The following is a 25106-nucleotide window of genomic DNA, read 5'->3' on the forward strand; positions in this document are numbered from 1 at the left end:
GTTACTCGATGCGCAGGTACAAAACAAAAGGGCAGATGCCTTGCGGCCATCTGCCCTTTAACGCCGTAAAGACGGCGGTAATGCTCGTTTTTGACTTCGCTATACCGCGTCTTTACAACAAACTTACTGCGCTGCCGAAGCGGCTTCCGGTGCCGAAGCAGCGGCTGCCTTCTTGTGGTGGCTCTTCTTCGACGACTTGTGCGCGTGCTTCTTGTGGGTCGACTTGTGAGCCGGAGCGGAAGCAGCAGCCGGAGCAGCAGCAGCCGGTGCCGATGCTTCTTGTGCGAAAGCAGCGGTTGCGAACAGGCCAGCGACGAGAGCAGCGATCAGTTTGTTCATTTGTGAATCCTCAGCGTGAATTAATTAACCAAACGACCCGGTCATTGAGTCATGTCGGTAAACGAGCCACCTACCTTTCGGTTGACAGTCGTATCAATTATTTGATTTCGATACGGCCGTGAGCTCTAAACCTTTCAAACGCCCTGGAGCACACAGGTCGTTGTAATCGGTCACTTGCTCATGCCGGATAGCTTTGCGCGGCATCTGAGGCCCTTAACGCATCGTGCGAAGAGTCGGTTGACGCAAATTTCTCGAGAATTGCAGGTCATCCCGGTTTTTTTCGATGCGCATTACGCGCTAGCCGATTTTCATGACAGCGCGTTTAAGCTGCGTCCGATAAACACTCGGAAAACGCGCTGAAAATCCTATTTTCGAGATAGTTGAATGGGATTCATCCTAGACGTTGCCACGGCGCACGCGGCGACACTTCGAGCGATTCGCCCGGCGCGAGTCCGAGAGCGAAGAGGTCGAGCGCGCCGACCGCCACGCGCACGAGCCGCAAGGTCGGGAATCCGGCGGCCGCCGTCATGCGCCTGACCTGCCGGTTCTTGCCTTCGGTGATGGCGAGTTCGATCCAGGTCGTCGGGATCGCGGCGCGATAGCGGATCGGCGGATTGCGCGGCCAGAGCGCTTCGATCTGCTCCGCCGCGACGAACGCGGTGCGGCACGGGCGCGTCACATAGTCGCCGAGATCGATGCCTTTCGCGAGGTGCGCGAGCACGGCATCGTCGGGTGCGCCTTCGACTTGCGCCCAGTATCGCTTGACGAGCTTATGGCGCGGCTCGGCGATGCGGGCCTGCAGCGCGCCGTCGTCGGTGAGGAGCAGCAGGCCTTCGCTGTCGGCGTCAAGTCTGCCTGCCGGATACACGCCCGGCGTCTTCACCCAGTCGCCGAGCGACGCGCGCGTCTCGTGCGCCGAGAATTGGCAGATCGTGCCGAACGGTTTGTTGAGAGCGATGAGTGGCATCGAAAAAGCAAAGGAGGAGGGCGCGCGGGGCGAACGGATCCGGCATCTTAAAGCATGCGCGCGCGAGCTTTCGCGCCGCGCGCCCGCGTGCCGGCATGGTTAGAATGACGTTCTGGCACCATCGCGTGCGGCAATATCGCGCATGCTGCGTCCCGTGCATGCATTCCGCTCTATACAGTTGCAGTTTGCTTCGACCGTTTGCTTCGACAGTTTGCTTCCAATCAAGCCCGGCCTTATCTGGAGTCGACCATGCCGTATCAGCACATCAAGGTTCCGGCGGACGGTGACAAGATCACCGTCAACGCGGATTTCTCGCTCAACGTTTCCGATCAGCCGATCATCCCGTACATCGAGGGCGACGGCACGGGCGTCGACATTACGCCGGTGATGATCAAGGTCGTCGACGCAGCGGTGGAAAAGGCCTACGGCGGCAAGCGCAAGATTCACTGGATGGAAATCTACGCGGGCGAGAAGGCGACGCGCGTCTACGGCCCCGACGTGTGGCTGCCGGACGAGACGCTCGACGTGGTGAAGGACTACATCGTGTCGATCAAGGGGCCGCTCACGACGCCCGTCGGCGGCGGCATCCGCTCGCTGAACGTGGCGCTGCGTCAGCAACTCGATCTGTATGTCTGCCTGCGGCCGGTGCGCTACTTCAAGGGCGTGCCGTCGCCGGTGCGCGAGCCCGAGAAGATCGACATGGTGATCTTCCGCGAAAACTCGGAGGACATTTACGCGGGCGTCGAATGGCCGGCGGATTCGCCCGAGGCGAAGAAGGTCATCAAGTTCCTGCGCGAGGAAATGGGCGTGAAAAAGATCCGGTTCCCGGATTCGTCGGGTCTCGGCATCAAGCCCGTGTCGCGCGAAGGTACGGAGCGGCTCGTGCGCAAGGCGATCCAGTATGCAATCGACCACGACCGCCGTTCGGTCACGCTCGTGCACAAGGGCAACATCATGAAGTTCACCGAAGGCGCGTTCCGCGATTACGGCTACGCGCTCGCGCAGAAGGAATTCGGCGCGGAACTGATCGACGGCGGTCCGTGGATGAAGGTCAAGAATCCGAAGTCGGGCAGCGATATCGTCGTGAAGGACGTGATCGCCGACGCGTTCCTCCAGCAAATTCTCCTGCGCCCGGCCGAGTACGACGTGATCGCCACGCTCAATCTGAACGGCGACTACATTTCGGACGCGCTCGCGGCGCAGGTGGGCGGCATTGGCATCGCGCCGGGCGCGAACATGTCGGATTCCGTCGCGATGTTCGAAGCGACGCACGGCACGGCGCCCAAGTACGCCGGCAAGGATTATGTGAACCCCGGTTCGGAAATACTTTCCGCCGAAATGATGTTGCGCCATCTCGGCTGGTCCGAGGCGGCGGATAAAATCATTTCGTCGATGGAGCAATCGATATTATCGAAACGCGTCACCTACGATTTCGCACGGCTGATGGAAGGCGCGACGCAAGTTTCTTGCTCGGGATTCGGCGAGGTGATGATCGATAATATGTAGGAACTCACCTATAGTTTGTCGTGGTAATGCGAATTTTGAAAAACCCCGTAAGGCCTACGCCTTCCGGGGTTTTTATTTTGCAACGTTGCCGCATATATATAGGCGAAACGATGCTTAAAGCGCGGGCGCAAAAAAACCCGGCGCAAACGCCGGGTTTCGCGAGGCTCAGGCCGATCGAACGGTCAGGCAGCTTCCTGGATGTTCGATGCTTGCTTGCCCTTCGGTCCCTGGACGATTTCGAAGGACACCTTCTGGCCTTCCTTGAGCGTCTTGAAACCTGTCATTTGAATCGCCGAGAAATGTGCAAACAGATCCTCGCCGCCTTCATCGGGCGTGATGAATCCGTAGCCTTTCGCGTCGTTAAACCATTTGACCGTACCAGTAGACATTCGTACATCCCCTCTAACTCTTGTCGCAACCCAGAGCACGCTCGAAAAGCGCGGCGGCCACCCCACATTGTGAACCGCCCCCTCCGCACTAGCTCACCTCGGCCATTTTTCGTCCGTGGAATGGCCCCCCGGAAAAAAGTGCCAGTTTGATTGTTAAATCTCTTAAATCGAGTGTCAAGGAATTTTTGGGATGGCCGTTAAGCTCGTTGCAAAGACCACATTCGTAGGGTAATTCCTGCTTTGCGTGTGCGGCGCCGTCCAAGCAAGTCACCTTGAAAAGTCGCATAATCGTCTCACTTGTGTGATACCGGCGGCACTGAAGACAGGTGGTCCGGTTTGTTTTTTTTGAAGCTGTGCGATACTGGGTTCGACGAGGTGCAAGCGGGCCGCGCCGAACCGTTGGGCAGCGGCAGGACTAGATGGACCGTCGCTGCGCGAGCGCGTTTTCAGCATTTCATTTCGGTCAGTAGGCCGATGCTGGAGCGGCGATTGCGAGGACGTCCTTGTTGTTTAGAATGGATGTATGGCGACCAATCCCAACAAGCAGGACGGCACGGTACTGGAGCGGCAGGAGCAGAAGCTCAAGAAGCCGGCCATGTACAAGGTGGTGCTGCTGAATGACGACTTCACGCCGATGGAATTCGTCGTGATGGTGGTGCAGGAATACTTCAATAAAGATCGTGAGACTGCGACGCAGATCATGCTGAAGGTTCATCGCGAAGGCAGGGGAGTTTGTGGGGTCTACACGCGAGACATTGCGTCGACCAAAGTTGAGCAAGTCGTTAGCCATGCAAGGCAAGCGGGACATCCGCTGCAATGCGTGATGGAGGAAGCATGATTGCCCAGGAACTGGAAGTCAGTCTGCACATGGCGTTTATGGAAGCACGTCAGGCGCGGCATGAGTTCATAACGGTCGAGCATCTGTTGCTTGCCCTGTTGGACAATCCGACCGCGGCTGAAGTGTTGCGTGCCTGCGCAGCCAACATTGAAGATTTGCGGCAGAACCTGCGCAATTTCATTCATGACAACACGCCGACCGTGCCCGGCACGGACGACGTCGATACACAGCCGACGCTGGGTTTCCAGCGCGTGATCCAGCGCGCGATCATGCATGTGCAATCGACCTCGAACGGCAAGAAGGAAGTGACCGGCGCCAACGTGCTGGTTGCGATCTTCGGCGAGAAGGATTCGCACGCGGTCTACTACCTGCAACAGCAGGGCGTAACGCGGCTCGATGTCGTGAATTTCATTTCGCATGGCATCGCCAAGACGAACAGCGGCGATGCGGCCAAGGCCAACAGCGAAGCGAATCCGGAATCGGAAGACGCCGCTGCGCAGAAGGAAACGCCGCTTGCGCAATTCACGCAGAACCTGAACCAGCTCGCTAAGGACGGCAAGATCGATCCGCTGATCGGCCGCGAACCGGAAGTCGAGCGCGTGGTGCAGGTGCTGTGCCGCCGCCGCAAGAACAATCCGCTGCTCGTCGGTGAAGCCGGCGTGGGCAAGACCGCGATCGCCGAAGGTCTCGCGTGGCGCATCACGCGCGGCGAAGTGCCGGACATTCTCGCCGACGCGCAGGTGTATTCGCTCGACATGGGCGCGCTGCTCGCGGGCACGAAGTATCGCGGCGATTTCGAACAGCGTCTCAAGACGGTGCTCAAGGAACTGAAGGAGCGTCCGCACGCCATTCTGTTCATCGACGAAATTCATACGCTGATCGGCGCGGGTGCGGCATCGGGCGGCACGCTGGATGCATCGAATCTGCTCAAGCCGGCGTTGTCGTCGGGGCAGCTGAAGTGCATCGGCGCGACCACGTTCACAGAATATCGCGGCATCTTCGAGAAGGACGCGGCGCTCTCGCGGCGCTTCCAGAAGGTCGATGTGACCGAGCCGTCCGTCGAGCAGACCATCGCGATTTTGCGTGGCCTCAAGACGCGCTTCGAAGAACATCACGGCGTGAAGTATTCGTCGGGTGCGCTGTCGGCCGCGGCGGAGTTGTCGGCGCGCTTCATCACGGATCGTCATCTGCCGGACAAGGCGATCGACGTGATCGACGAAGCGGGCGCGGCGCAACGCATCCTGCCGAAGTCGAAGCAGAAGAAGACTATCGGCAAGAGCGAGATCGAAGAGATCATCTCGAAGATCGCACGCGTGCCGCCGCAAAGCGTGTCGCAAGACGACCGCAGCAAGTTGCAGACGCTCGATCGCGACCTGAAGGCCGTTGTGTTCGGTCAGGATCCGGCCATCGATGCGCTGTCGGCATCGATCAAGATGGCGCGCGCGGGTCTCGGCAAAATGGACAAGCCGATCGGCGCGTTCCTGTTCTCGGGCCCGACCGGCGTCGGCAAGACCGAAGTCGCGAAGCAACTGGCGTTCACGCTCGGCATCGAACTGCTGCGCTTCGACATGTCGGAGTACATGGAGCGTCACGCGGTGAGCCGCTTGATCGGTGCGCCGCCGGGATATGTCGGGTTCGATCAGGGCGGTCTGCTGACCGAAGCTGTCACGAAGAAGCCGCACTGCGTGCTGCTGCTGGACGAAATCGAGAAGGCGCATCCGGACATCTACAACGTGCTGCTGCAGGTGATGGACCACGGCACGCTGACGGATAACAACGGCCGCAAGGCGGATTTCCGCAACGTCATCATCATCATGACGACGAACGCGGGCGCGGAGGCAATGGGCAAAGCGGTGATCGGTTTCACGTCGCGGCGCGAGTCGGGCGACGAAATGGCCGACATCAAGCGCATGTTCACGCCGGAGTTCCGCAACCGTCTGGACGCGATCATCAGCTTCCGTTCGCTGGACGAGGAAATCATCCTGCGTGTGGTCGACAAGTTCCTCATGCAACTGGAAGATCAGCTGCACGAGAAGAAGGTCGATGCGGTCTTCACCGACGCCTTGCGCAAGCATCTGGCGAAGCACGGTTTCGATCCTCTGATGGGCGCGCGGCCAATGCAGCGTCTGATTCAGGACACGATCCGTCGTGCGCTGGCCGACGAACTGCTGTTCGGCAAGCTCGTCAACGGCGGCCGCGTGACCGTGGACGCCGATGCCGAGGACAAGGTGCAGATCACCTTCGACGAGAACTCGACGCCGCCGCGCAATCCGAATCCGGAAGCGATCGAAGTCGATTGACAGCAGGTTTCTCGCAGGGAAAACAAAAACGGCGCGGATCAAATCCGCGCCGTTTTTTTTGCCTCGGGCCTTAGGAATCCAGCGAGATCGGATTATCCATATAGGCATTCAGCTTTTGCCGGACCCATGAGTCCGGATTCCCGATCGTCGTCACGATGCCTGTGGTCGCGCCGCCGCCCAGCAACACGGTGAAGATCCCGCGCAGTGGAAAGTCTCCGTAGAGCGGGGCCGAAATATCGAACGGTTCGGAGCGGATGAACATGTCCGTGACCGTTGCGCCCATGTACTGCTGGAACGCTTCGGGAAACTGCAGCGCAAGAATGGTCGGATTGACGTTGTGATAATCCGAGCCGATCGCCGGATCGCCGAGCAGACAACTTCCGCCCGTGCCCCAGTGTTGCGAATCGAAATCCTGCGCCACTGCGTCGGTCGTGGACGGAATGCGGCTGGCGGGAATCTGCCACGGCATGACCGGCAACTTGAGCGCGCGGCTCACGGCCTTGCAGAAGTCGAAGTAGCGATTCCATTCGCGCGGGCCGTAACAGTATCCGTTGACGTAGGCGCGTTGCGTGAAGTCGTCGGCCTCGTAACGGTCAATGGCGAGGAAGTCGGGCGTGTAGGGCGCGTCGTACACGCCGAGGCTGGACATGTAGTCTGCCGTCTGCTGCGCCATCTTCACGGGATCGACATCGTCCTGATAGATCCACTCGGAATAGCCCACGCCCCACAGATTGATCTGCCAGCCGAACGTGACCTGCGGCGCGATGGTGCGCGTGAGCCAGTTCACGGCGAGAACATAGCCAGCAATGTTCTCGGTGACGTCGGAGGGGATCGCCGCGCTGATCGACCAGTGATCGAGGGCCGTCTGCAACGGCGCACGTACCGGCATGGCGTAGGTCGGCCCGAAGTTGGCCTGCTGGCATGCGCCCAGAAAGTCCGGATTGACGATGAAACCCGCCGGCACCGGATGCTCCGCGTCGATGGCTTCGTTGGCAATGTTGAGCGCCAGGATGTAGTTCGCGAAGCTGTGCGCGTGTGCGTCAGAGTCCGCGAGCTGGCCCGGCGTGTTGCCGAGAGAAAGGTTGCAGGTATAGGACACGAGCACAGGCAACACCGGCTGGACTTTGCCCAGATCAGCCTCGACGTTGCGCGCGAGCGAGATGGTCGCGCGGGTCTGCGGATCGTCGGTCAGGTACACGCTCGCGTCGCCGGCGCCGTCCGTTCCCGCGTAGTCGAACAGCGACGTGGCGCGTGCCGCGACGAAATCCGCCTCGTTGCTCGGAACGAGATCCGTACAGCCGCCGAACGACAGGTAGTTCGTGAAGCCGGGCACGATGAGGTTCGCGGATGTCGTCACGTTCACGGCGAGCCGCGTGCTGCCATTGCTGGACACGGTGAGGGACGACGGTGCATCGACGGTATGGACGACGCTTGCGTGAAGAAAGTCGCTCGCGATCACGCTGTAGTCGCCCGGCTGCACGAGGGCCGTGAACGAGGTCTGCTGTGACTCGGACGAGACGCTCTGCACGTAGCTCATCGAGGTACCGGTCAGCCGTATCTGGATCTCATGGTCGATTGCCTGATCCGAGGTGACGTCGATGGGCAGCGTGACGTATCCCGCCGTGGAGACGTTCACCGCCTTCACCATCGAATCGCTGATCGTTACGGTCTGCAGTGCGTTCGCCAACGTGATGTCGGGCACCGAGAATGAATACGTGACATCGTTGAGTGCGATGCTCCGGATCGTCACGCGCGCGGTTCCGGAAGCAGGGAGCTGTCGCAGCGACGTGACGCTGTTTGTGGTTGCGTCGAATTCGGCGAAGGTCGTGCCTTCCGCTGCATCGGTCACGGTGACGTGCAGCGCTTCCGTCGACAATCCGCTCAGCGATGCAATCGCAATGTCGAGTGCGCCGTAGTGCTCGACTGTGCCGAAGCTCGCATTGAGCGATGTCGTCTGACCCGCGACGATATCGACCGAACTCTTATCGACCATCAGCGGAGCGATGACCGTCTGATCGCTCGTGCTGACAGGGTTGGCCGTCACGCCATACGTGCCTTGCTCCAGCTGCGAACTGCACGTGTCGCCGTAGCACAGCGGAACGGTGATGACCGTTGCGCCCTGGGTCAGTGTCAGCGTGGGCGTGATGCCGGCGAGCGCGGGATCGGGTGGCGGTGGACACGAGTAAGACAGCGTGCCCTGGATGGCGGGCGCTTCGTCCGCGGCGAACACGAACGAGTTGAGCCAGGTGTCGGGGTCCGAGACGATATCGCCGTTGATGCCGATCGTGATCTGATCCGCAGGCTGCATCGTATAGCTCGTGGTGTAGCCGATCGTCGCCGTGACATCGTATGTGCCGTCGCCCAACTGGGACACGTCGGCGCTGATATCGCCGATCACATACACGGTATAGGCAGGGTTGATGGCCGTGTAGTCCAGACTCGCCGGCGAGTGAAAATTGAACGCGAGATATTCGTCGACAGTGACCGCGCTACCGTCTTCGTAGCGCAGATTGGAGACGATCATCGTGCCATACCATTCATTGGCGCCAGCGCCGACGATTGCATCGTAGAGAATCTTCATGATTAACTCCAGGGATCTCATGGACCGGACGCGTTCGTCGGGATTGGCGAAGGCTGGTTCGGTCGAGTCTGATGAAGCAACTTCATAAAACTGATATATAGAAGTACTAAGTAAATAAGTAATATCGTATGTCGATAGAACCTCCTTGGTTTAGGATTATGGGATTGCTCGCCTCACGTCCATGACTGAGTTATAGAAAGGACTCCGAAAAACTCGTATAAGAAGAATCCGAGTTTTGCGGAGGTGAACCAATGCTTGCTGGGAAGTTAAAACAGGAGGCGAAACACCAGTCGGGCCGTTGCAGCCCGACTTTATTCAGTGCTTGCCCGTGCTGCCGAAACCGCCTGCGCCACGCTCGCTGGTTTCGAAGTCATCGACGATATTGAACTGCGCCTGCACCACCGGCACGATCACCATCTGCGCCAGGCGTTCCATCGGGTTCAGCGTGAACGCCGCATCGCCGCGATTCCACGTAGATACCATCAGTTGACCTTGATAATCCGAATCGATCAGCCCGACGAGATTGCCGAGCACGATTCCATGTTTGTGTCCGAGGCCCGAGCGCGGCAGGATCAGCGCGGCGTAGTCCGGATCGGCCAGATGGATGGCGAGGCCCGTCGGCACGAGCACGGTCTGATGCGGCTCGATCACGAGCGGCGCATCCAGACAGGCGCGCAGATCGAGGCCCGCGCTGCCGGGCGTGGCGTAGGCGGGCAGGAAGTCGCGCATGCGCGCATCGAGAATCTTGACGTCGAGTTTCATACGTTTCAGGGCTGATGGCCGAGCGCAAAGGCATCGGCGAGAAGTTGATAGGACCGCGTACGTGCGGCGTAACTGCCGGCGACCGTCAACACGATCAGTTCGTCGGCGTTGAATCGTTCCTGCAGCGCGTGCATTTTTTCCGTCACCGTTTCCGGCGTGCCGATGATGCTGCGCGCCTTCTCATGCGCGATCACCGCGCGTTCGCGCTCGCCGTATTGCTGCGCGGCGCCCTGCGCGATGGACGGAACCGGCTGATTCAGGCCGTAAGCCATTTGCACGCGGCGCAGATCGACGGCTTTTTCGAGCGCCTGTGCTTCTTCGTCGGTATCGGCGCAAATCACGAACACCGCGGCGGCGAGATACGGCTTCGCTTCGTGACCCGCGACGAAGCGCTCGCGATACGCCTGCGCCACGCTGTCCCCGTACTGCGCGTTGATGAAATGCGCGAACGCGAAACGAATGCCGAGCTGCGCGGCGAGCAGGCCGCCGAAGTCGCTCGAGCCGAGCATCCACAGTTCGGGACGCGTATCGATGCTCGGCTGCAGCAGCACGCCGCGGGCGAGTGAATCGTCGGGGAGCTTGCCGTCGAAGAGCGCGATCAGTTCGGCAACCTGTTGCGGAAAGATATCGCCGCGATTGTACGAACCCGCCGCGACCGCCTGCGCCGTGCGCATGTCGCCGCCGGGCGCGCGGCCGACGCCCAGATCGACGCGCTTCGGAAACAGCGCTTCGAGCATCAGAAACTGCTCGGCGACCTTGAACGGCGAGTAATACGGCAGCATCACGCCGCCTGAGCCGATCCGAATGCGCTTCGTCAGACTGCCGATGCGCGCAAGCATGACTTCCGGGCACGGATTCGACACGCCGTACAGCCCGTGATGCTCCGCGCACCAGTAGCGCGTGTAGCCGAGATCGTCGGCGAGTTGCGCGAGATCGAGCGTCGCGGCAATGGCGTCGGCGGTCGTGTGGCCGTGAATGACGGGCGTCTGGTCGAGAACGGAGAGTCGGGTCATCGGGTCATGAGAGCAGCGGGCCGCCGGTCCTGGGCGCGCGTTTGGCGATTTCGCCGATCAGCGTGCGGGCGAGTTGTTGCTTGTCCGCGCGCGGCAGCGGCGTGATGCCGCTTGCTTCGAACAGGACGACTTCGTTGTCGTCGCGGCCGAACGTGAGCGGTCCGAGATTGCCGATCAAAAGCGGCACGTTCTTGCGCTTGCGCTTCTCTTCGCCGTGGACATCGAGATCGCCGCTTTCGGCCGCGAAGCCGACGCAGTACGGCGGATTCGGCAACCTGGCAACCGACGCCAGAATGTCCGGATTCTCGACGAAGGTAAAGCTCGGCAGCGCGCCGCCGCTCACCTTCTTGATCTTCTGCTCGCTGACGTGATCGACGCGCCAGTCGGCGACCGCTGCCACCGCGATGAAAATGTCCGCGTCGGGCGTCGCGTTCATGACGGCGTCGTGCATCTGCTGCGCGGTCTGCACGTCTTCGCGAAACACGCCCCACGGCGTCGGCAGCGAAACCGGGCCAGCCACGAGATGCACGTCTGCGCCCGCTTGCGCCGCCGCGCGCGCGAGCGCGAAGCCCATCTTGCCCGACGACCGGTTGCTGATGCCGCGCACCGGATCGAGCGGCTCGAACGTCGGTCCTGCCGTGATGAGCACGCGCTGGCCACGCAGGTTCTTCGGCTGGAAGAAGGCGCAGATCGCTTCGAACGCGGCTTCCGGCTCGATCATGCGGCCGTCGCCGACTTCGCCGCACGCCTGCGAGCCCGAATCCGGCCCGAGCACTTCGACGCCGTCGCCGCGAAGCTGCGCGACATTGCGCTGCGTCGCCGGGTTCTGCCACATCTGGCGGTTCATCGCGGGCACGACGAGCAGCGGGCAATCGCGCGCGATGCACAGCGTCGAGAGCAGGTCGTCGCATATGCCGTGCGCGAGCTTGGCCAAGAAGTCGGTGGAGGCGGGCGCGATGACGATCGCATCTGCTTCGCGCGACAGATCGATGTGCGGCATGTTGTTCGGCATGCGCGCGTCCCATTGCGACGTGTACACGGGACGCCCGGAGAGCGCCTGCATGGTAACGGGCGTGATGAACTGCGTGGCGGCTTCGGTCATCACGATCTGCACGGTCGCGCCGGCCTTGATGAGAAGACGCGTGAGCTCGGCGATCTTGTAGCAGGCGATGCCGCCGCTTAAGCCCAGAACGAGGTGTTTGCCCGCGAGTTCCAATTTGCCTCCGTCGGGAATGAAGTGCGCGGCTTCATCGACTGAAAACGATGAAGCCGCGCGTTGCATCATGGCGAGCGCGTCAGCGCGACCCGCGCACGCGCCGAAGTTCGTCGAAAATCAGCAGCGCGGCGCCGACGGTGATGGCGCTGTCGGCCAGATTGAACGCCGGCCAGTGCCATGCGTTCACATGAAAGTCCAGAAAGTCGATGACATGCCCGTACGCGAGCCGGTCGATCACGTTGCCGATCGCGCCGCCCATGATGAGCGCGAGCGCCGCGCAGAAAAGCCGCTGCGCCGCGTGCTTCTTGAGCAGATAGCAGATCACCACCGCCGCGACGACGCCAAGCGCCGTGAACGCCCAGCGCTGCCAGCCGCCCGCCGCGGCGAGGAAGCTGAACGCCGCGCCGCGGTTATAGACGAGCAACAGGTTGAAGAAGGGCGTGAGCGCGTGCGGCTCGCCATAGGCGAAGGCCTTCTGCACGGCGATCTTCGTCAACTGGTCGAACAGGATCACGATCAGCGCCACGCCGAGCCACGGCGCGAGCGATCCACTGGTGGAAGTTTGTTTCGACATCGACTGAGCCATTTATGCTGCGCCTCGGGTTTCACCGGCGCCGAACAGGTTGGAGAAGCAGCGGCCGCACAAACCCGGATGATCCGCGTGCGAGCCGACGTCCGCACAATAGTGCCAGCAGCGCTCGCACTTCATGTAGCTCGATGCCGTCACGTCGACGCCTTCTTCCGCCTCGCTCGCCACCTTCTGCACTTGCGCCGACGATGTGATCAGCACGAAGCGCAAGGCGTCGCCGAGACTGGCGAGTGCGTTGTAACGCGCGCCGCTCGCACGCACGACGACTTCCGCCTGCAGCGACGAGCCGATCTGGTTCGCCGTGCGCGCCTCTTCCAGCGCCTTGGTCACGTCGCCGCGGGCGCTGCGAATGAGCGTCCACTTGTCGAGCAATTCGCCCGAATTCGCGATGTCCGGATAGCTCGCGAAGACTTCGGTGAAGATGGTCTCTTGACCGGGCTTGAGCACCTTGTACGCTTCTTCCGCCGTGAACGACAGATACGGCGCGACGAGACGCAGCAAGCCGTGCGCGATATGAAACAGCGCGGTCTGCGCGCTGCGGCGCTCGCGCGAATCGGGCTTGGTCGTGTAGAGACGGTCCTTCAGCACGTCGAGATAGAAGCCGCCCAGGTCTTCCGAACAGAAGGTCGCGATCTTCGCGACGACCGGGTGGAATTCGTATTTCTCGTAGTGCGAGAGCGCGTCGTCCTGCAGGTTGTGCGTGAGCGCGACCGCATAACGATCGATCTCGAGCCAGTCCTGAACCGGCAACGCGTTCTTGTCGAAATCGAAATCCGACAGATTCGCGAGCAGGAAGCGCAGCGTGTTGCGGATACGGCGATACGTCTCCGTCACGCGCTTCAGGATTTCCTCGGAAATGGCGAGCTCGCCCGAATAATCGGTCGATGCGATCCACAGACGGATGATTTCCGCGCCCAGACGGTTCGCCACTTCGTGCGGGTCGATGCCGTTGCCGAGCGACTTCGACATCTTGCGGCCTTCGCCATCGACGGTGAAGCCGTGCGTGAGCAGCGCGTCGTAAGGCGGACGGCCATCGAGCATCGACGCCGTGAGCAGCGACGAATGGAACCAGCCGCGATGCTGGTCCGAGCCTTCCAGATAGAGGTCGGCCGGGAACTGCAGCGAATCCTTGTGCGAGCCGCGCAGCACGTGCCAGTGCGTCGTGCCGGAATCGAACCAGACGTCGAGCGTGTCGCGGTTCTTCTCGTACATGTTGGCGTCGTCGCCGATCAGCTCGCGCGGATCGAGCTTCTGCCACGTTTCGATGCCGCCTTCCTCGACGCGCTTCGCCACTTCTTCCAGCAATTCGAGCGTGCGCGGATGCAGCTCGCCGGTTTCCTTGTGGACGAAGAACGCCATCGGCACGCCCCACTGGCGCTGACGCGAGAGCGTCCAGTCAGGACGATTCGCGATCATGCTGTACAGACGCTGCTTACCCCACGACGGATAGAACGCCGTATTCTCGACGCCTTCGAGCGCGGTTTCGCGCAGCGTCCGGCCGCCGTCTTTCGGTTTCACGTCCATGCCCGCGAACCATTGCGACGTGGCGCGATAGATGATCGGCGTCTTGTGGCGCCAGCAGTGCATATAGCTGTGCGTGTATTTTTCGCTCTTCAAGAGCGAGCCCGCGCCCTCGAGCGCCTCGATGATCTGCGGATTGGCCTTCCAGATCGACAGCCCGCCGAACAGCGGCAACGATTCGATATAGCGGCCGTCGCCCATCACCGGATTGATGATGTCCGAATCCGCCATGCCGTGCGCCTTGCACGACACGAAGTCTTCCACGCCATACGCCGGCGACGAATGCACGACGCCCGTGCCGCTTTCGGTCGTCACGTAGTCGCCGAGATAGACCGGCGCCGTGCGCTTGTAACCCGGATGCGCCGCCGCCAGCGGATGATGGAAGCGCAGATTGACGAGCTTCTCGCCGGGCGTAGTCGCGATCACGTCGCCCGGCAGGCCGTAGTTCTGCAGGCACGCTTCGACGCGTTCCTCCGCCAGGATCAGCAGCCCGCGCGGCGTATCGACGAGCGCGTAGACGATTTCCGGATGCACGTTCAGCGCCTGATTGGCGGGAATGGTCCAGGGCGTGGTCGTCCAGATGACGATGCCGCCTTCCGTCTTCGGCAGCGCGGGCAGGCCGAACGCCTGCGCGGTCTTTTCAGGTTCGGCGAACGCGAACATCACGTCGATGGTCGGATCGGTCTTGTCCTTGTACTCGACTTCCGCTTCGGCGAGCGCGGAGCCGCAGTCGAAACACCAGTTCACCGGCTTCAGGCCACGGAACACGTAGCCCTTTTCCATGATCTTGCCGAGCGCGCGAATCTCGCCCGCTTCGTTGGCGAAGTTCATGGTCTTGTACGGATTGTCCCAGTCGCCGAGCACGCCCAGACGGCGGAAGCCGACTTTCTGCTTCTCGATCTGCTCGCCCGCATAGGCGCGCGCCTTCTGCATTACCTCGGCGGCGGGCAGCGACTTGCCGAACTGCTTCTCGATCTGGATTTCGATCGGCATGCCGTGGCAGTCCCAGCCCGGCACGTAGACGGCGTCGAAGCCCGCGAGATTGCGCGCCTTGACGATCATGTCCTTCAGGATCTTGTTGACGGCGTGTCCCAGATGGATGTCGCCGTTTGCATACGGCGGGCCGTCGTGCAGGATGAACTTCTTGCGCCCCTTCGAGGCGGCGCGGATCGTCTCGTAGACCTTGTTGTCCTGCCATTCCTTCACCCACGCGGGTTCGCGCTTGGGCAGATCGCCGCGCATCGGGAAGGGCGTGTCCAGCAGGTTGACGGGGTATTTCGAGGAGGCTTTCTCTTTCTTGTCGCTCATGGGTGACTCAGTGAATTCGGTGAGACGGCGCGGGGCGCCATGCGCGCGGTGCGCGGTGATTCGAAGGCGGGGCAGCGGGCGGCGCAAGGTGCACCGCGCGCTCACCTAATTCGATCGGTGGCCGAAATGGCGAAGCCCGTGGCGCGGCTGCCGGCATTGCTCGCCGGCGGCAGGCCGAAGTAGGCGCGCGCGTTGTCGACATCTTTCGCGATGGCCGCGCCCAGCGTTTCGAGGTCGACGTACTTTTCCTCGTCGCGCAGCTTCTTCAGGAATTCGATGCGCACGAGCTTGCCGTAAGCGTCGCCGTGCCAGTCGAGCACGAAGACTTCGAGCAGCACGCGCCCGGAATCGTCGACGGTCGGGCGCAGGCCCAGGCTCGCGACGGCGGGCAGCGGTTCGTCGGCGAGACCGTGCACGCGCACGACGAAAATGCCCGCGAGCGCCGGCCGCTTGTGCGCGATCGGCAGATTCAGCGTGGGAAAGCCCAGATCGCGGCCGAGCTTCGCGCCGTGCACGACGTGCCCGCTGATGATGTAGGGCCGCCCGAGCGCGACTTGCGCCGCTTCGAGATCGCCCGCGACGAGCGACGCCCGCACCGACGACGACGAAATGCGCGTGCCGTTCGGATGCGCGACGGTGGCCATCTGCTCGACTTCGAAGCCGTAGCGCTCGCCTGCGGCCTTCAGCGATTCGAAATCGCCCGCGCGGCGCGCGCCGTAGCGGAAGTCGTCGCCGATCATGACCCAGCGCGCGTGCAGCCCGTTCACGATGATGTTCTCGACGAACGTATCCGGCGACTGGCTCGCGAAGGTCTGATTGAAATGCTCGACCACCACGCGGTCGACGCCGTTGGTGCGCAGCGCCTCGAGCTTGTCGCGCAGCATGGCGATACGCGGCGGCGCGCCGGCCGGATTGAAGAATTCGCGCGGATGCGGCTCGAAGGTCATCACGCAGACCGGCAGGCCGCGCGCGTCGGCGGCTGCCCGCACGCGCGCGAGCAGCGCCTGGTGACCGCGATGGACACCGTCGAAATTGCCGATGGTCAGTGCGCAGGGCGCCCGGCTCTCGGCATTGGGGAGGCCGCGAAAGACTCTCACGATAGGCGTTGGTCGGTGGGAGAGGGCTGATGCTGCAAAGCGTTAGATTATAAACGCTCGCCGTGATCGACGGGCGCGCGCGGCTGGAAGGGCGGCGCACGATGCCCGGCGCGCTGCTCTTTGGCACGATTTTCGCACCCGGCGAATGATAAAATCCGCGGATGAAAAAAATCGTCATCCTGATCTCTGGACGAGGCAGCAACATGGAGGCCGTCGTGCGTGCATGCGCGCGCGAAGGCTGGCCGGCCCGAGTCCAGGCGGTCATTTCAAACCGGCCCGATGCCGCCGGGCTTGGCTTTGCGGCCGCAAACGGCATCGAAACCATCGTGGTGGATCATCGCAAATTCGAGAGCCGTGAGTCGTTCGACGCGGCGCTCGCCGTGGAGATCGACCGCTTCGCGCCCGACCTCGTCGTACTGGCGGGCTTCATGCGCGTGCTGACCGACGCCTTCGTCGGGAAATATGCGGGGCGCATGCTCAACGTTCATCCGTCGCTGCTGCCGTGTTTTCCGGGCTTGCGCACGCATCAGCAGGCGCTTGACGCCGGTGTGCGCGTGCACGGCGCGAGCGTGCATTTCGTCACGCCGACGCTCGATCACGGGCCGATCGTCGCGCAGGCCGCGGTGCCGGTCGTAGCCGGCGACGACGCCGCCGCGCTCGCCGCGCGCGTGCTCAAGGTCGAGCACGCGCTCTACCCGCGCGCGGTGCGCTGGTTTGTGGAAGGGCGTTTAACCATCGAGGGCGCGCGCGTCGCGCTCACGCCGTCTGAGCCGCAGTGGCTCTTTGCCGACATTGCCGGGGAGGGCGTATGAGGCTGCATGGATTTTTGATCGGACAAACCGAAACCCTTTTGGCGGACGTGCTGCGCTTCTCCGGCCCCGCCGATGCCGCGACGAGCCGCTTCTTCCGCGCGCATCCGAAGCTCGGTCACGGCGAGCGCGGCGTGATCGCGGAAGCGGTTTTCGCGGTGCTGCGCCGGAAAATGGAGTTTTCGCATCTCGCGGAGAGCGGCAGCGGCAGTCAGGCGCGGCGTCTCGCGCTGCTCGGCCTGATGCAGACCGCGGGCCTGAGCGCGCTGAAGCCGTTCGTTTCCGCCGACGAGTATCAGTGGCTCGCGCAGGTCTCGAAGATCGACCCGGCGAGCCTGCCGGTGCGCGTGCGCACGAATCTGCCGCAATGGATCTACGACGCGCTCGGCAAGCGTTTCGATCCCGAAGAACTCGCGCAACTCGCCGCGGCGCTGAACTATCCGGCGCCGCTCGATCTGCGCTCGAATCCGATCAAGGCGAGCCGCGAAGCCGTGGTGAAGGCGCTCTCGGAGGCCGGCATCGACGCGGGCGAAATGCCGTACGCGCCGTTCGGCGTGCGTGTCGACGGCAAGCCCGCGCTGACGCGCCTCGCGCCGTTCCAGGAAGGCTGGATCGAAGTGCAGGACGAGGGCAGCCAGTTGCTGTGCTCGCTGATGGCGCCGCGCCGTGGCGAGATGATCGTCGACTTTTGTGCGGGCGCGGGCGGCAAGACGCTCGCTCTCGGAGCGATGATGCGCTCGACCGGCCGTCTCTACGCGTTCGATGTCTCCGACCGGCGGCTCGCGAAACTGAAGCCGCGGCTCGCGCGCAGCGGCCTGTCGAACGTGAATCCGGTGCTGATCGACAGCGAACACGACGCCAAGATCAAGCGCCTCGCGGGCAAGATCGACCGCGTGCTCGTCGATGCCCCGTGCTCCGGTTTGGGCACGTTGCGCCGCAATCCCGACCTCAAGTGGCGCCAGTCGCCCGCTTCCGTCGCGGAACTGACGCCCAAGCAGTTGTCGATCCTCACGAGCGCCGCGCGGCTGGTCAAGATCGGCGGGCGGCTCGTCTACGCGACGTGCTCCATGCTCGACGCGGAAAACGAGGGCGTCGTCGCGCAGTTTCTGGAGACGCATCCGAATTTCCGCGTCGTGCCCGCGCGCGATGTGCTCGCGGAACAGCGCATCGATCTGGACACGGGCGAATTTCTGTCGATGTGGCCGCACAAGCACGGCACCGACGGCTTCTTCGCGGCGGTGCTCGAACGCATGCCGGATGCAGCGAAAGCGCCGAAGTCCGCCGAAACCTCCGAGGCGACGGACGCGCCCGCGGCACCCGAAGCGTCCGAGTAAAAGCGCCACGCGAGCATGCAGAACGGCTTCCTGACAGATCTCTCCGCGCGGCTGTTTCGCGACTTCGGCGAGCCGGAAGCGATCTGGCAGATTGCCGTGCTGATCGGCATGCTCGCGGTGGCCTGGTGGTGCGCGCGTCTCTTGCGCAAGAAGCTGGACGCGCGCCGCCAGTCGCGCTTCGAAGCCGTGCGCTTCGGTGCGGAAAGCCTCAACAAGGCGCTCTTTCCGCTGCTCGGCGCGTTGTTCGTGTCCGTCGCGCAAGTGGCGCTCGCGCCCGTCATCCACACGGCGCTGTTGCGGCTGGCGCTGGTGCCGCTATGCGGCATCGCCGTGATCTACACGATGTTCTACGTCGCGCGGCGCGTGTTCAGCCGCGGCGAGGCGGAGCACGAGGCGAACGCGCTGCTGTATCTGTTCGAAAAGCTGGTGACGGCGATCGTCTGGGGCGCAATGGTGCTGACCGTCATGGGTATCCAGGACGATTTCGTGCACTGGATGGCGAGCGTGCGCTTCAACTTCGCCAACGCGCACATGACGCTGCTGTCCCTCGCGTCGGGGCTGCTGTGGGTGTGCGTCACGCTGATCGTCGCGATGTGGGCGGGCGCATTGCTCGACGACCGTCTGATGCGCGCCCGTTCGCTCGACGGCAATCTCAAGGTGGTGCTCGCGCGCGTCGGCCGGGCTTTGATGATTCTCGCCGCGATTCTCGTGAGCCTGTCGATTGTGGGCATCGACATCACGGTGCTCGGCGTGTTTGGCGGTGCGCTCGGCGTCGGGCTGGGCTTCGGCCTGCAGAAAATCGCGAGCAATTACGTATCGGGCTTCATCATTCTGCTGGACCGTTCCTTGCGGCTAGGAGACATGATCAGCGTGAGCGGCAGTCAGGGCACGGTCACACAGATTCGCACGCGCTATACGGTGGTGCGCGGACTGGACGGCATCGAAACGCTGATCCCGAACGAAAAGCTGATCACCGATGTGGTGCAGAATCATTCGTCTTTTTTGACGCGCGGCAACGCGAAGATCGCGGTTCAAGTGAGCTACCGCTGCGACGTCGAACGCGCGATGCAGTTACTGGTGGACGCCACACAGGGCGTCGAGCGCGTGCTGCAGGATCCGGCGCCCGCCGCGCTGCTCGCCAACTTCGGCGCGGACGGCATCAATCTGGAACTGAGCTTCTGGATCGAGGAGGCCGCGAAAGGCACCGGCGGCGTAAAGTCGCATGTAAATCGCGCGGTTTGGCGGTTATTCTCTGAGAACGGCATTGAAATTCCCTACGCGCAGCGCGAGATAAGGATTATCGATGGCGTTGTGCGCACGGACGCCGATTCGGTACGAAATGCCGAAAACCGAAACGAAGGCGCCGCACCGGTAGCCTGACCGCCAGATAAGCGGTTCGAATGCCGGATTTGAGCCCGGAACTAATACCATTTCGAGGCGTAGGATTCACCTCGTTTAGGTAAGATTCAAAAAATTTCACCTTTAGGACAAAGACTTGGAACGCATGCAGTAGAATGCGATCGAACTTGCGCACATTCCTTTCATGTGCCCGACAAGTTGTCCGATGTCGTTTTTGACCGGCCATTTTTCCCGAATTTCACAGCTATATAGGTAAATCGCCTTGCTGAATTCTTCCCTCGAATTTCTCGCCAACGGATTGCTCGACTTTTCCTGGTGGCAGATTCTGCTGTTCACGCTCGCGATGACGCACGTCACCATCGCCGGCGTCACTATCTATTTGCACCGCTGCCAGGCGCACCGCGCGCTGGATCTGCACCCCGTCGTGAGCCATTTCTTCCGCTTCTGGCTGTGGATGACCACGGGCATGCTGACGGGCCAGTGGGCGGCAATTCACCGCAAGCACCACGCCAAATGCGAGACCGAAGAAGATCCGCATAGCCCGCAGACGCGCGGCATTTGGAAGGTCTTGCTCGAAGGCGCCGAACTCTATCGCACGGAAGCGAAAAACGAAGAAACGATGCGCAAGTTCAGCCACGGCACGCCGAATGACTGGCTCGAGCGCAACCTCTACACGCGTTATCCGATTCTCGGCATCAGCGTCATGATGGTGATCGACGTCGCGCTGTTCGGCATCGTCGGGCTGTCGGTGTGGGCCGTGCAGATGATCTGGATTCCGTTCTGGGCGGCGGGCGTCGTCAACGGTCTTGCGCACTTCTGGGGTTATCGCAACTTCAACTCGGCGGACGCGTCCACCAACATCTTCCCGCTCGGTATTCTCATCGGCGGCGAAGAACTGCATAACAATCACCACACGTTCGCCACGTCCGCGAAGCTTTCCAGCAAGTGGTACGAGTTCGATATCGGCTGGATGTATATCCGCATCATGTCGGCGTTCCGTCTCGCCAAGGTGAAGAAAATCGCGCCGACGCCGAAGCTCGCCGCCAGCAAGGCCGTTGTCGATCAGGACACGCTGCAGGCCGTGCTGTCGAACCGCTACGAAGTGATGGCGCGTTACGGCAAGGCGCTCAAGCGCGCCTATGCGCAGGAAATGGAGAAGCTGAAGGAAGCCGGCGCGCGCGAGAAGTATCAACTGATGCGCGGTGCCCGCAAGTGGTTCCACAAGGAAGAAGACGGCCTGAACGAGCCGCAGCTCAAGCAACTGCCGGAACTGACTTCGGACAATCAGCGTTTGCGTACCTTCATCGAACTGCGCAAGGATCTGTCGTCGATGTGGGACCGCTCGAATGCGTCGCGCGAACAGCTTGTCACGCAATTGCAGGACTGGTGCCATCGTGCGGAAGAAAGCGGCATCAAGGCGCTGCAGGATTTCGCGCTGCGTCTGCGCCGCTACGCCTGACACGCGATATCCGTTAAAATTTAATGACGTCACAAGACCCCGCTCTGGCGGGGTCTTTGTTTTTGGGCGGCCGATTTTTCGCAGGATGTTTTTCGCTGGAAGTATCGCAGGGGACAGGAGACATGGAAGCGATCAGGAGCGTCGAGTACGACCGGCCGCAAGGCCTGACGTGTGGAGTGGGCGAGGCGTGGGCGCGGCTACCGGAAGCGCCGTCGCCGCAAGAGAAGGGCGTGCTGAAGGAGCGCATCCGCGCGTTGTTGCGCCGGGAAGAGGCCGTGCTGGTCGCGCATTACTATGTGGATGCCGAACTGCAGGAACTCGCCGACGAAACCGGCGGCTGCGTGGCCGATTCGCTGGAAATGGCGCGTTTCGGGCGCGATCATGCGGCGAAGACGCTGGTGGTCGCCGGCGTGCGCTTCATGGGCGAGACGGCCAAGATTCTGAGTCCGGACAAGCGCGTGCTGATGCCCGATCTCGACGCCACCTGTTCGCTCGATCTCGGCTGTCCCGCCGACGAGTTTTCCGCGTTCTGCGACGCGCATCCGGACCGCACCGTCGTCGTGTACGCGAACACCAGCGCCGCCGTGAAGGCGCGCGCGGACTGGATGGTCACATCGTCGATCGGGCTTGAGATCGTCGCCGATCTGCACGCGCGCGGCGAGAAGATTCTGTGGGCGCCGGACCGGCATCTCGGCGGCTATATCCAGAAGAAGACCGGCGCGGACATGTTGCTGTGGCAGGCTTCGTGTCTCGTTCACGACGAATTCAAGGGCATCGAACTGGATCTGCTGCGCGGCGAATATCCCGACGCGAAAATCCTCGTGCATCCGGAATCGCCGGAAGCGGTCGTCGCGCTCGCCGATGTCGTCGGCTCGACCACGCAATTGATCGACGCCGCCGTGCGCATGGACGCGAAGCGCTTCATCGTGGCGACGGATCTCGGCATTCTGCACAAGATGCGGCTCGCCGCGCCCGGCAAGACGTTCATCGAAGCACCGACCGCCGGCAACAGCGCGTCCTGCAAGAGCTGCGCGCATTGCCCGTGGATGGCGATGAACGGTCTCGCCAACCTCGCCGACGTGCTGGAACGCGGCCACAACGAGATTCACGTCGATCCGGCTGTCGGCGTGTGCGCGCGCGTGCCGATCGACCGCATGCTCGACTTCGCAGCGAAGCACAAGAAGCGCGTGCAGGCGAGCGGCGATCTCGCGAAAGACGCTGCGCTTTTCTCGAACGTGGGAGCCGCGTGATGTCGATATTCGAGGAAGTCCGTCAGCAATACGGCGAGGCATTCGACGCGGCGCTCGCGCGCAATGTCACCGATGCGCTCGAAGAAGATGTCGGCACGGGCGACCGCACCGGCGGTCTCGTGCCCGCCGACGCGCGGCGCACGGCCCGCATCATCGTGCGCGAGGAAGCGGTGTTGTGCGGCGTGCCCTGGTTCGACGAAGTGATGCGCCGCGTCGATCCGTCGATCGAAATCGAATGGCAGTATCGCGAAGGCGAGCGCATGGCGGCCAATTCGGCGGTCGTGCTGCTGCACGGCCCGGCGCGCTCGCTGCTGACGGCCGAGCGTAACGGCCTCAATTTTCTGCAGCTGCTCTCGGGCGTGGCGAGTGCGACGCGCCGCTATGTCGACGCTATAGAAGGCACGCGTTCACGCATCCTCGATACGCGCAAGACGCTGCCGGGGCTGCGCCTCGCGCAGAAGTACGCGGTGCGCGTGGGCGGCGGCGCGAACCAGCGTCTCGCGCTCTACGACGGCATTCTGATCAAGGAAAACCACATCGCGGCGGCGGGCGGCGTGGGCGCGGCGATGGACGCAGCGCTCGCGCTCGACGCCGGCGTGCCGATCCAGATCGAAGTGGAGACGCTGGAGCAGCTCGAAACGGCGCTGGCGCATCGCGCGGAGTCGATCCTGCTCGACAACTTCACGCTCGACATGATGCGCGACGCCGTGCGCATCACGGCGGGGCGCGCCTTGCTGGAGGTGTCGGGCGGCGTGAACTTCGACACGGTGCGCGCCATCGCGGAAACGGGCGTGGATCGCATTTCCATCGGCGCGCTCACGAAGGACGTGCGCGCGGCCGATTTCTCGATGCGTTTGATCTGAAGGCTAGACCGCGCGCCGCCGCGCCGCCGGCGGCATCAGCACGGTCGGCAACGCCTTGGGCAACGTGGACGGCCAGTCGCGGCTGTAGTGCAGGCCGCGGCTCTCGCGCCGCGAGCACGCGCTTTCCACGATCAGCGACGCCACATCGACAAGATTGCGCAGCTCCAGCAAATCGCGGCTCACCTTGAAGTTCGCGTAGTACTCGTGGATTTCGTCGCGCAGAAGCGCGATGCGGTGCTGCGCGCGTGCCAGGCGCTTGTCGGTGCGCACGATGCCGACGTAATTCCACATCAGACGCCGCAACTCGTCCCAGTTGTGCGCGACGACCACTTCCTCGTCCGGATCGGAGACGCGGCTTTCGTCCCAGTCGGGCAATTCGGCGTGACAGCCGTTGGAGAATCCGTCCGCCTCGATCGCGCCAGCGGCCGCGCGGCCGATCACGAGGCATTCGAGCAGCGAATTGCTCGCCAGCCGGTTCGCGCCGTGCAAGCCCGTGTACGACGTTTCGCCGACCGCATACAGGCCCGGCCGGTCCGTGCGTCCCGCCAGATCAGTGACGACGCCGCCGCACGTGTAATGCGCGGCCGGCACGACCGGAATCGGCTCCTTCGCTATATCGATGCCGAACTCGCGGCAGCGCGCGAGGATCGTCGGAAAATGCTCTTCGAGAAACGCGCGCGGCTGATGGCTGATGTCGAGATACACGCAGTCGATGCCGCGTTTCTTGATCTCAAAGTCGATCGCCCGCGCCACGATATCGCGTGGCGCGAGTTCGGCGCGCTCGTCGTGCGCGGGCATGAAGCGCGTGCCGTCCGGCAGGCGCAGAATGCCGCCTTCGCCGCGCACGGCTTCGGAGATCAGGAACGACTTCGCGTACGGGTGAAAGAGGCACGTCGGATGAAACTGGATGAACTCCATGTTGGCGATGCGGCACCCCGCGCGCCACGCCATCGCGATGCCGTCGCCGGTCGCGGTGTCGGGATTCGTCGTGTAGAGATAGACCTTGCCCGCGCCGCCGGTGGCAAGCACGGTGTGCGGCGCCTGAATGGTCACGGTGCGGCCGGACTTGACGTCGAGCGCGTAGAGACCGTGGCAACGATGTCCTGGCAGCCCGAGACGGTCGGACGTGATCAGGTCGATCGCGTAATGGTCTTCGAGAATGGTGATGTTCGGATGCCGGCGCACGCGCTCGCTGAGCGTCGTGACGACTGCGTGGCCAGTGGCGTCGGCGGCGTGGATGATGCGGCGGTGACTGTGACCGCCTTCGCGTGTCAGATGAAAGCCGAGTTCGGCCGAGCCGTCGCGCGTGAAGGGCACGCCTTCGTCGATCAGCCATTCGATCGCCGCGCGCCCGTTTTCGACGATAAAGCGCGTCGCCGCTTCGTCGCACAGGCCGCCGCCCGCGACAAGCGTGTCGCCGACGTGATTGTCGATGCTGTCGGCCGAGTCCAGCACGGCCGCGATTCCGCCCTGTGCCCAATCGCTCGCGCCGATGTTCGCCGCGCGCTTGGCGAGAATCGCGACACGCCGCGTCTCGGCCAGATTCAGCGCGACGCTCAAGCCCGCGAGCCCGCTTCCCACGATCGCCACATCGAAATTCATGCTG

At 62.7% G+C, this 25106-nt stretch carries 20 protein-coding genes; 9 read left to right on the forward strand and 11 right to left on the reverse strand.

The window, feature by feature from the left end:
• Positions 1-123: 123 nt before the first annotated feature.
• Entirely contained in the window at positions 124-339 is a 216-nt protein-coding gene (locus BRPE64_RS32195; protein ID WP_016344483.1) for a hypothetical protein, read from the reverse strand.
• A 391-nt stretch (positions 340-730) separates the two neighbouring features.
• Positions 731-1306, reverse strand: coding sequence for a pseudouridine synthase (locus BRPE64_RS02710; protein WP_016344484.1), 576 nt, complete (start codon positions 1304-1306; stop codon positions 731-733).
• 249 nt (positions 1307-1555) lie between these two features.
• Here BRPE64_RS02710 and icd point away from each other — a divergent pair, with 249 nt between their 5' ends.
• Positions 1556-2812 (forward strand): NADP-dependent isocitrate dehydrogenase, encoded by a 1257-nt coding sequence (gene icd / locus BRPE64_RS02715; protein WP_016344486.1) that lies wholly within the window; start codon positions 1556-1558, stop codon positions 2810-2812.
• Positions 2813-2994: 182 nt separating this feature from the next.
• Here icd and BRPE64_RS02720 read toward each other — a convergent pair whose 3' ends face one another.
• Complete coding sequence (locus BRPE64_RS02720; RefSeq protein ID WP_016344487.1) at positions 2995-3201, reverse strand: cold-shock protein; 207 nt, start codon at positions 3199-3201, stop codon at positions 2995-2997.
• Between the two features lie 523 nt (positions 3202-3724).
• Between BRPE64_RS02720 and clpS the strand changes: the two genes are divergently transcribed.
• Positions 3725-4039, forward strand: a complete 315-nt coding sequence (gene clpS, locus BRPE64_RS02725; RefSeq protein ID WP_016344488.1) for an ATP-dependent Clp protease adapter ClpS — start codon at positions 3725-3727, stop codon at positions 4037-4039.
• A complete protein-coding gene (clpA, locus tag BRPE64_RS02730; RefSeq protein ID WP_016344489.1) occupies positions 4036-6339 on the forward strand; it encodes an ATP-dependent Clp protease ATP-binding subunit ClpA in 2304 nt (767 codons plus the stop codon). Before clpS ends, clpA begins: the two co-directional genes overlap by 4 nt.
• Positions 6340-6409: 70 nt before the next feature.
• Here clpA and BRPE64_RS02735 read toward each other — a convergent pair whose 3' ends face one another.
• The 7 genes from BRPE64_RS02735 to BRPE64_RS02765 form a co-directional block, all read right to left on the reverse strand.
• Positions 6410-8920, reverse strand: a complete 2511-nt coding sequence (locus BRPE64_RS02735) for a hypothetical protein (protein WP_016344490.1) — start codon at positions 8918-8920, stop codon at positions 6410-6412.
• A 315-nt stretch (positions 8921-9235) separates the two neighbouring features.
• Positions 9236-9682: a dUTP diphosphatase gene (dut, locus tag BRPE64_RS02740; protein ID WP_016344491.1), complete on the reverse strand. Its 447-nt coding sequence runs from the start codon at positions 9680-9682 to the stop codon at positions 9236-9238.
• 5 nt (positions 9683-9687) lie between these two features.
• A complete protein-coding gene (locus BRPE64_RS02745; protein ID WP_016344492.1) occupies positions 9688-10695 on the reverse strand; it encodes an LLM class flavin-dependent oxidoreductase in 1008 nt (335 codons plus the stop codon).
• A 4-nt stretch (positions 10696-10699) separates the two neighbouring features.
• Positions 10700-11911, reverse strand: coding sequence for a bifunctional phosphopantothenoylcysteine decarboxylase/phosphopantothenate--cysteine ligase CoaBC (gene coaBC, locus BRPE64_RS02750; protein WP_044041903.1), 1212 nt, complete (start codon positions 11909-11911; stop codon positions 10700-10702).
• 79 nt (positions 11912-11990) lie between these two features.
• On the reverse strand, positions 11991-12497 hold the full coding sequence (gene lspA, locus BRPE64_RS02755; RefSeq protein ID WP_016344494.1) for a signal peptidase II: 507 nt from the start codon (positions 12495-12497) through the stop codon (positions 11991-11993).
• Positions 12498-15329 carry an isoleucine--tRNA ligase gene (gene ileS / locus BRPE64_RS02760; RefSeq protein WP_016344495.1) on the reverse strand — a complete coding sequence of 944 codons (2832 nt, stop codon included), beginning with the start codon at positions 15327-15329 and terminating at the stop codon, positions 12498-12500.
• Between the two features lie 101 nt (positions 15330-15430).
• Positions 15431-16426 carry a bifunctional riboflavin kinase/FAD synthetase gene (locus BRPE64_RS02765; protein ID WP_016344496.1) on the reverse strand — a complete coding sequence of 332 codons (996 nt, stop codon included), beginning with the start codon at positions 16424-16426 and terminating at the stop codon, positions 15431-15433.
• 161 nt (positions 16427-16587) lie between these two features.
• Between BRPE64_RS02765 and purN the strand changes: the two genes are divergently transcribed.
• The 6 genes from purN to nadC all read left to right on the forward strand — a co-directional run bounded on the left by purN (position 16588) and on the right by nadC (position 23500).
• Positions 16588-17238, forward strand: coding sequence for a phosphoribosylglycinamide formyltransferase (purN, locus tag BRPE64_RS02770; RefSeq protein ID WP_016344497.1), 651 nt, complete (start codon positions 16588-16590; stop codon positions 17236-17238).
• Positions 17235-18569: an RsmB/NOP family class I SAM-dependent RNA methyltransferase gene (locus BRPE64_RS02775; protein WP_044041167.1), complete on the forward strand. Its 1335-nt coding sequence runs from the start codon at positions 17235-17237 to the stop codon at positions 18567-18569. The genes purN and BRPE64_RS02775 overlap by 4 nt, the downstream gene beginning before the upstream one ends.
• A 15-nt stretch (positions 18570-18584) precedes the next feature.
• Positions 18585-19949: a mechanosensitive ion channel family protein gene (locus BRPE64_RS02780; protein WP_016344499.1), complete on the forward strand. Its 1365-nt coding sequence runs from the start codon at positions 18585-18587 to the stop codon at positions 19947-19949.
• A gap of 241 nt (positions 19950-20190) precedes the next feature.
• Positions 20191-21387, forward strand: coding sequence for a DesA family fatty acid desaturase (locus BRPE64_RS02785; protein WP_016344500.1), 1197 nt, complete (start codon positions 20191-20193; stop codon positions 21385-21387).
• A gap of 122 nt (positions 21388-21509) precedes the next feature.
• The gene (gene nadA, locus BRPE64_RS02790; protein ID WP_044041168.1) at positions 21510-22637 is read left to right on the forward strand and encodes a quinolinate synthase NadA; all 1128 of its coding nucleotides are present in this window, start codon (positions 21510-21512) and stop codon (positions 22635-22637) included.
• The gene (gene nadC / locus BRPE64_RS02795) at positions 22637-23500 is read left to right on the forward strand and encodes a carboxylating nicotinate-nucleotide diphosphorylase (protein WP_144063309.1); all 864 of its coding nucleotides are present in this window, start codon (positions 22637-22639) and stop codon (positions 23498-23500) included. Before nadA ends, nadC begins: the two co-directional genes overlap by 1 nt.
• A 3-nt stretch (positions 23501-23503) precedes the next feature.
• Here the strand turns inward: nadC and nadB are convergent, their stop codons facing one another.
• Positions 23504-25102: an L-aspartate oxidase gene (gene nadB, locus BRPE64_RS02800; RefSeq protein WP_016344503.1), complete on the reverse strand. Its 1599-nt coding sequence runs from the start codon at positions 25100-25102 to the stop codon at positions 23504-23506.
• Positions 25103-25106 lie beyond the last annotated feature (4 nt).

Source organism: Caballeronia insecticola (assembly GCF_000402035.1).
GTDB classification, from domain to species: Bacteria; Pseudomonadota; Gammaproteobacteria; order Burkholderiales; family Burkholderiaceae; genus Caballeronia; species Caballeronia insecticola.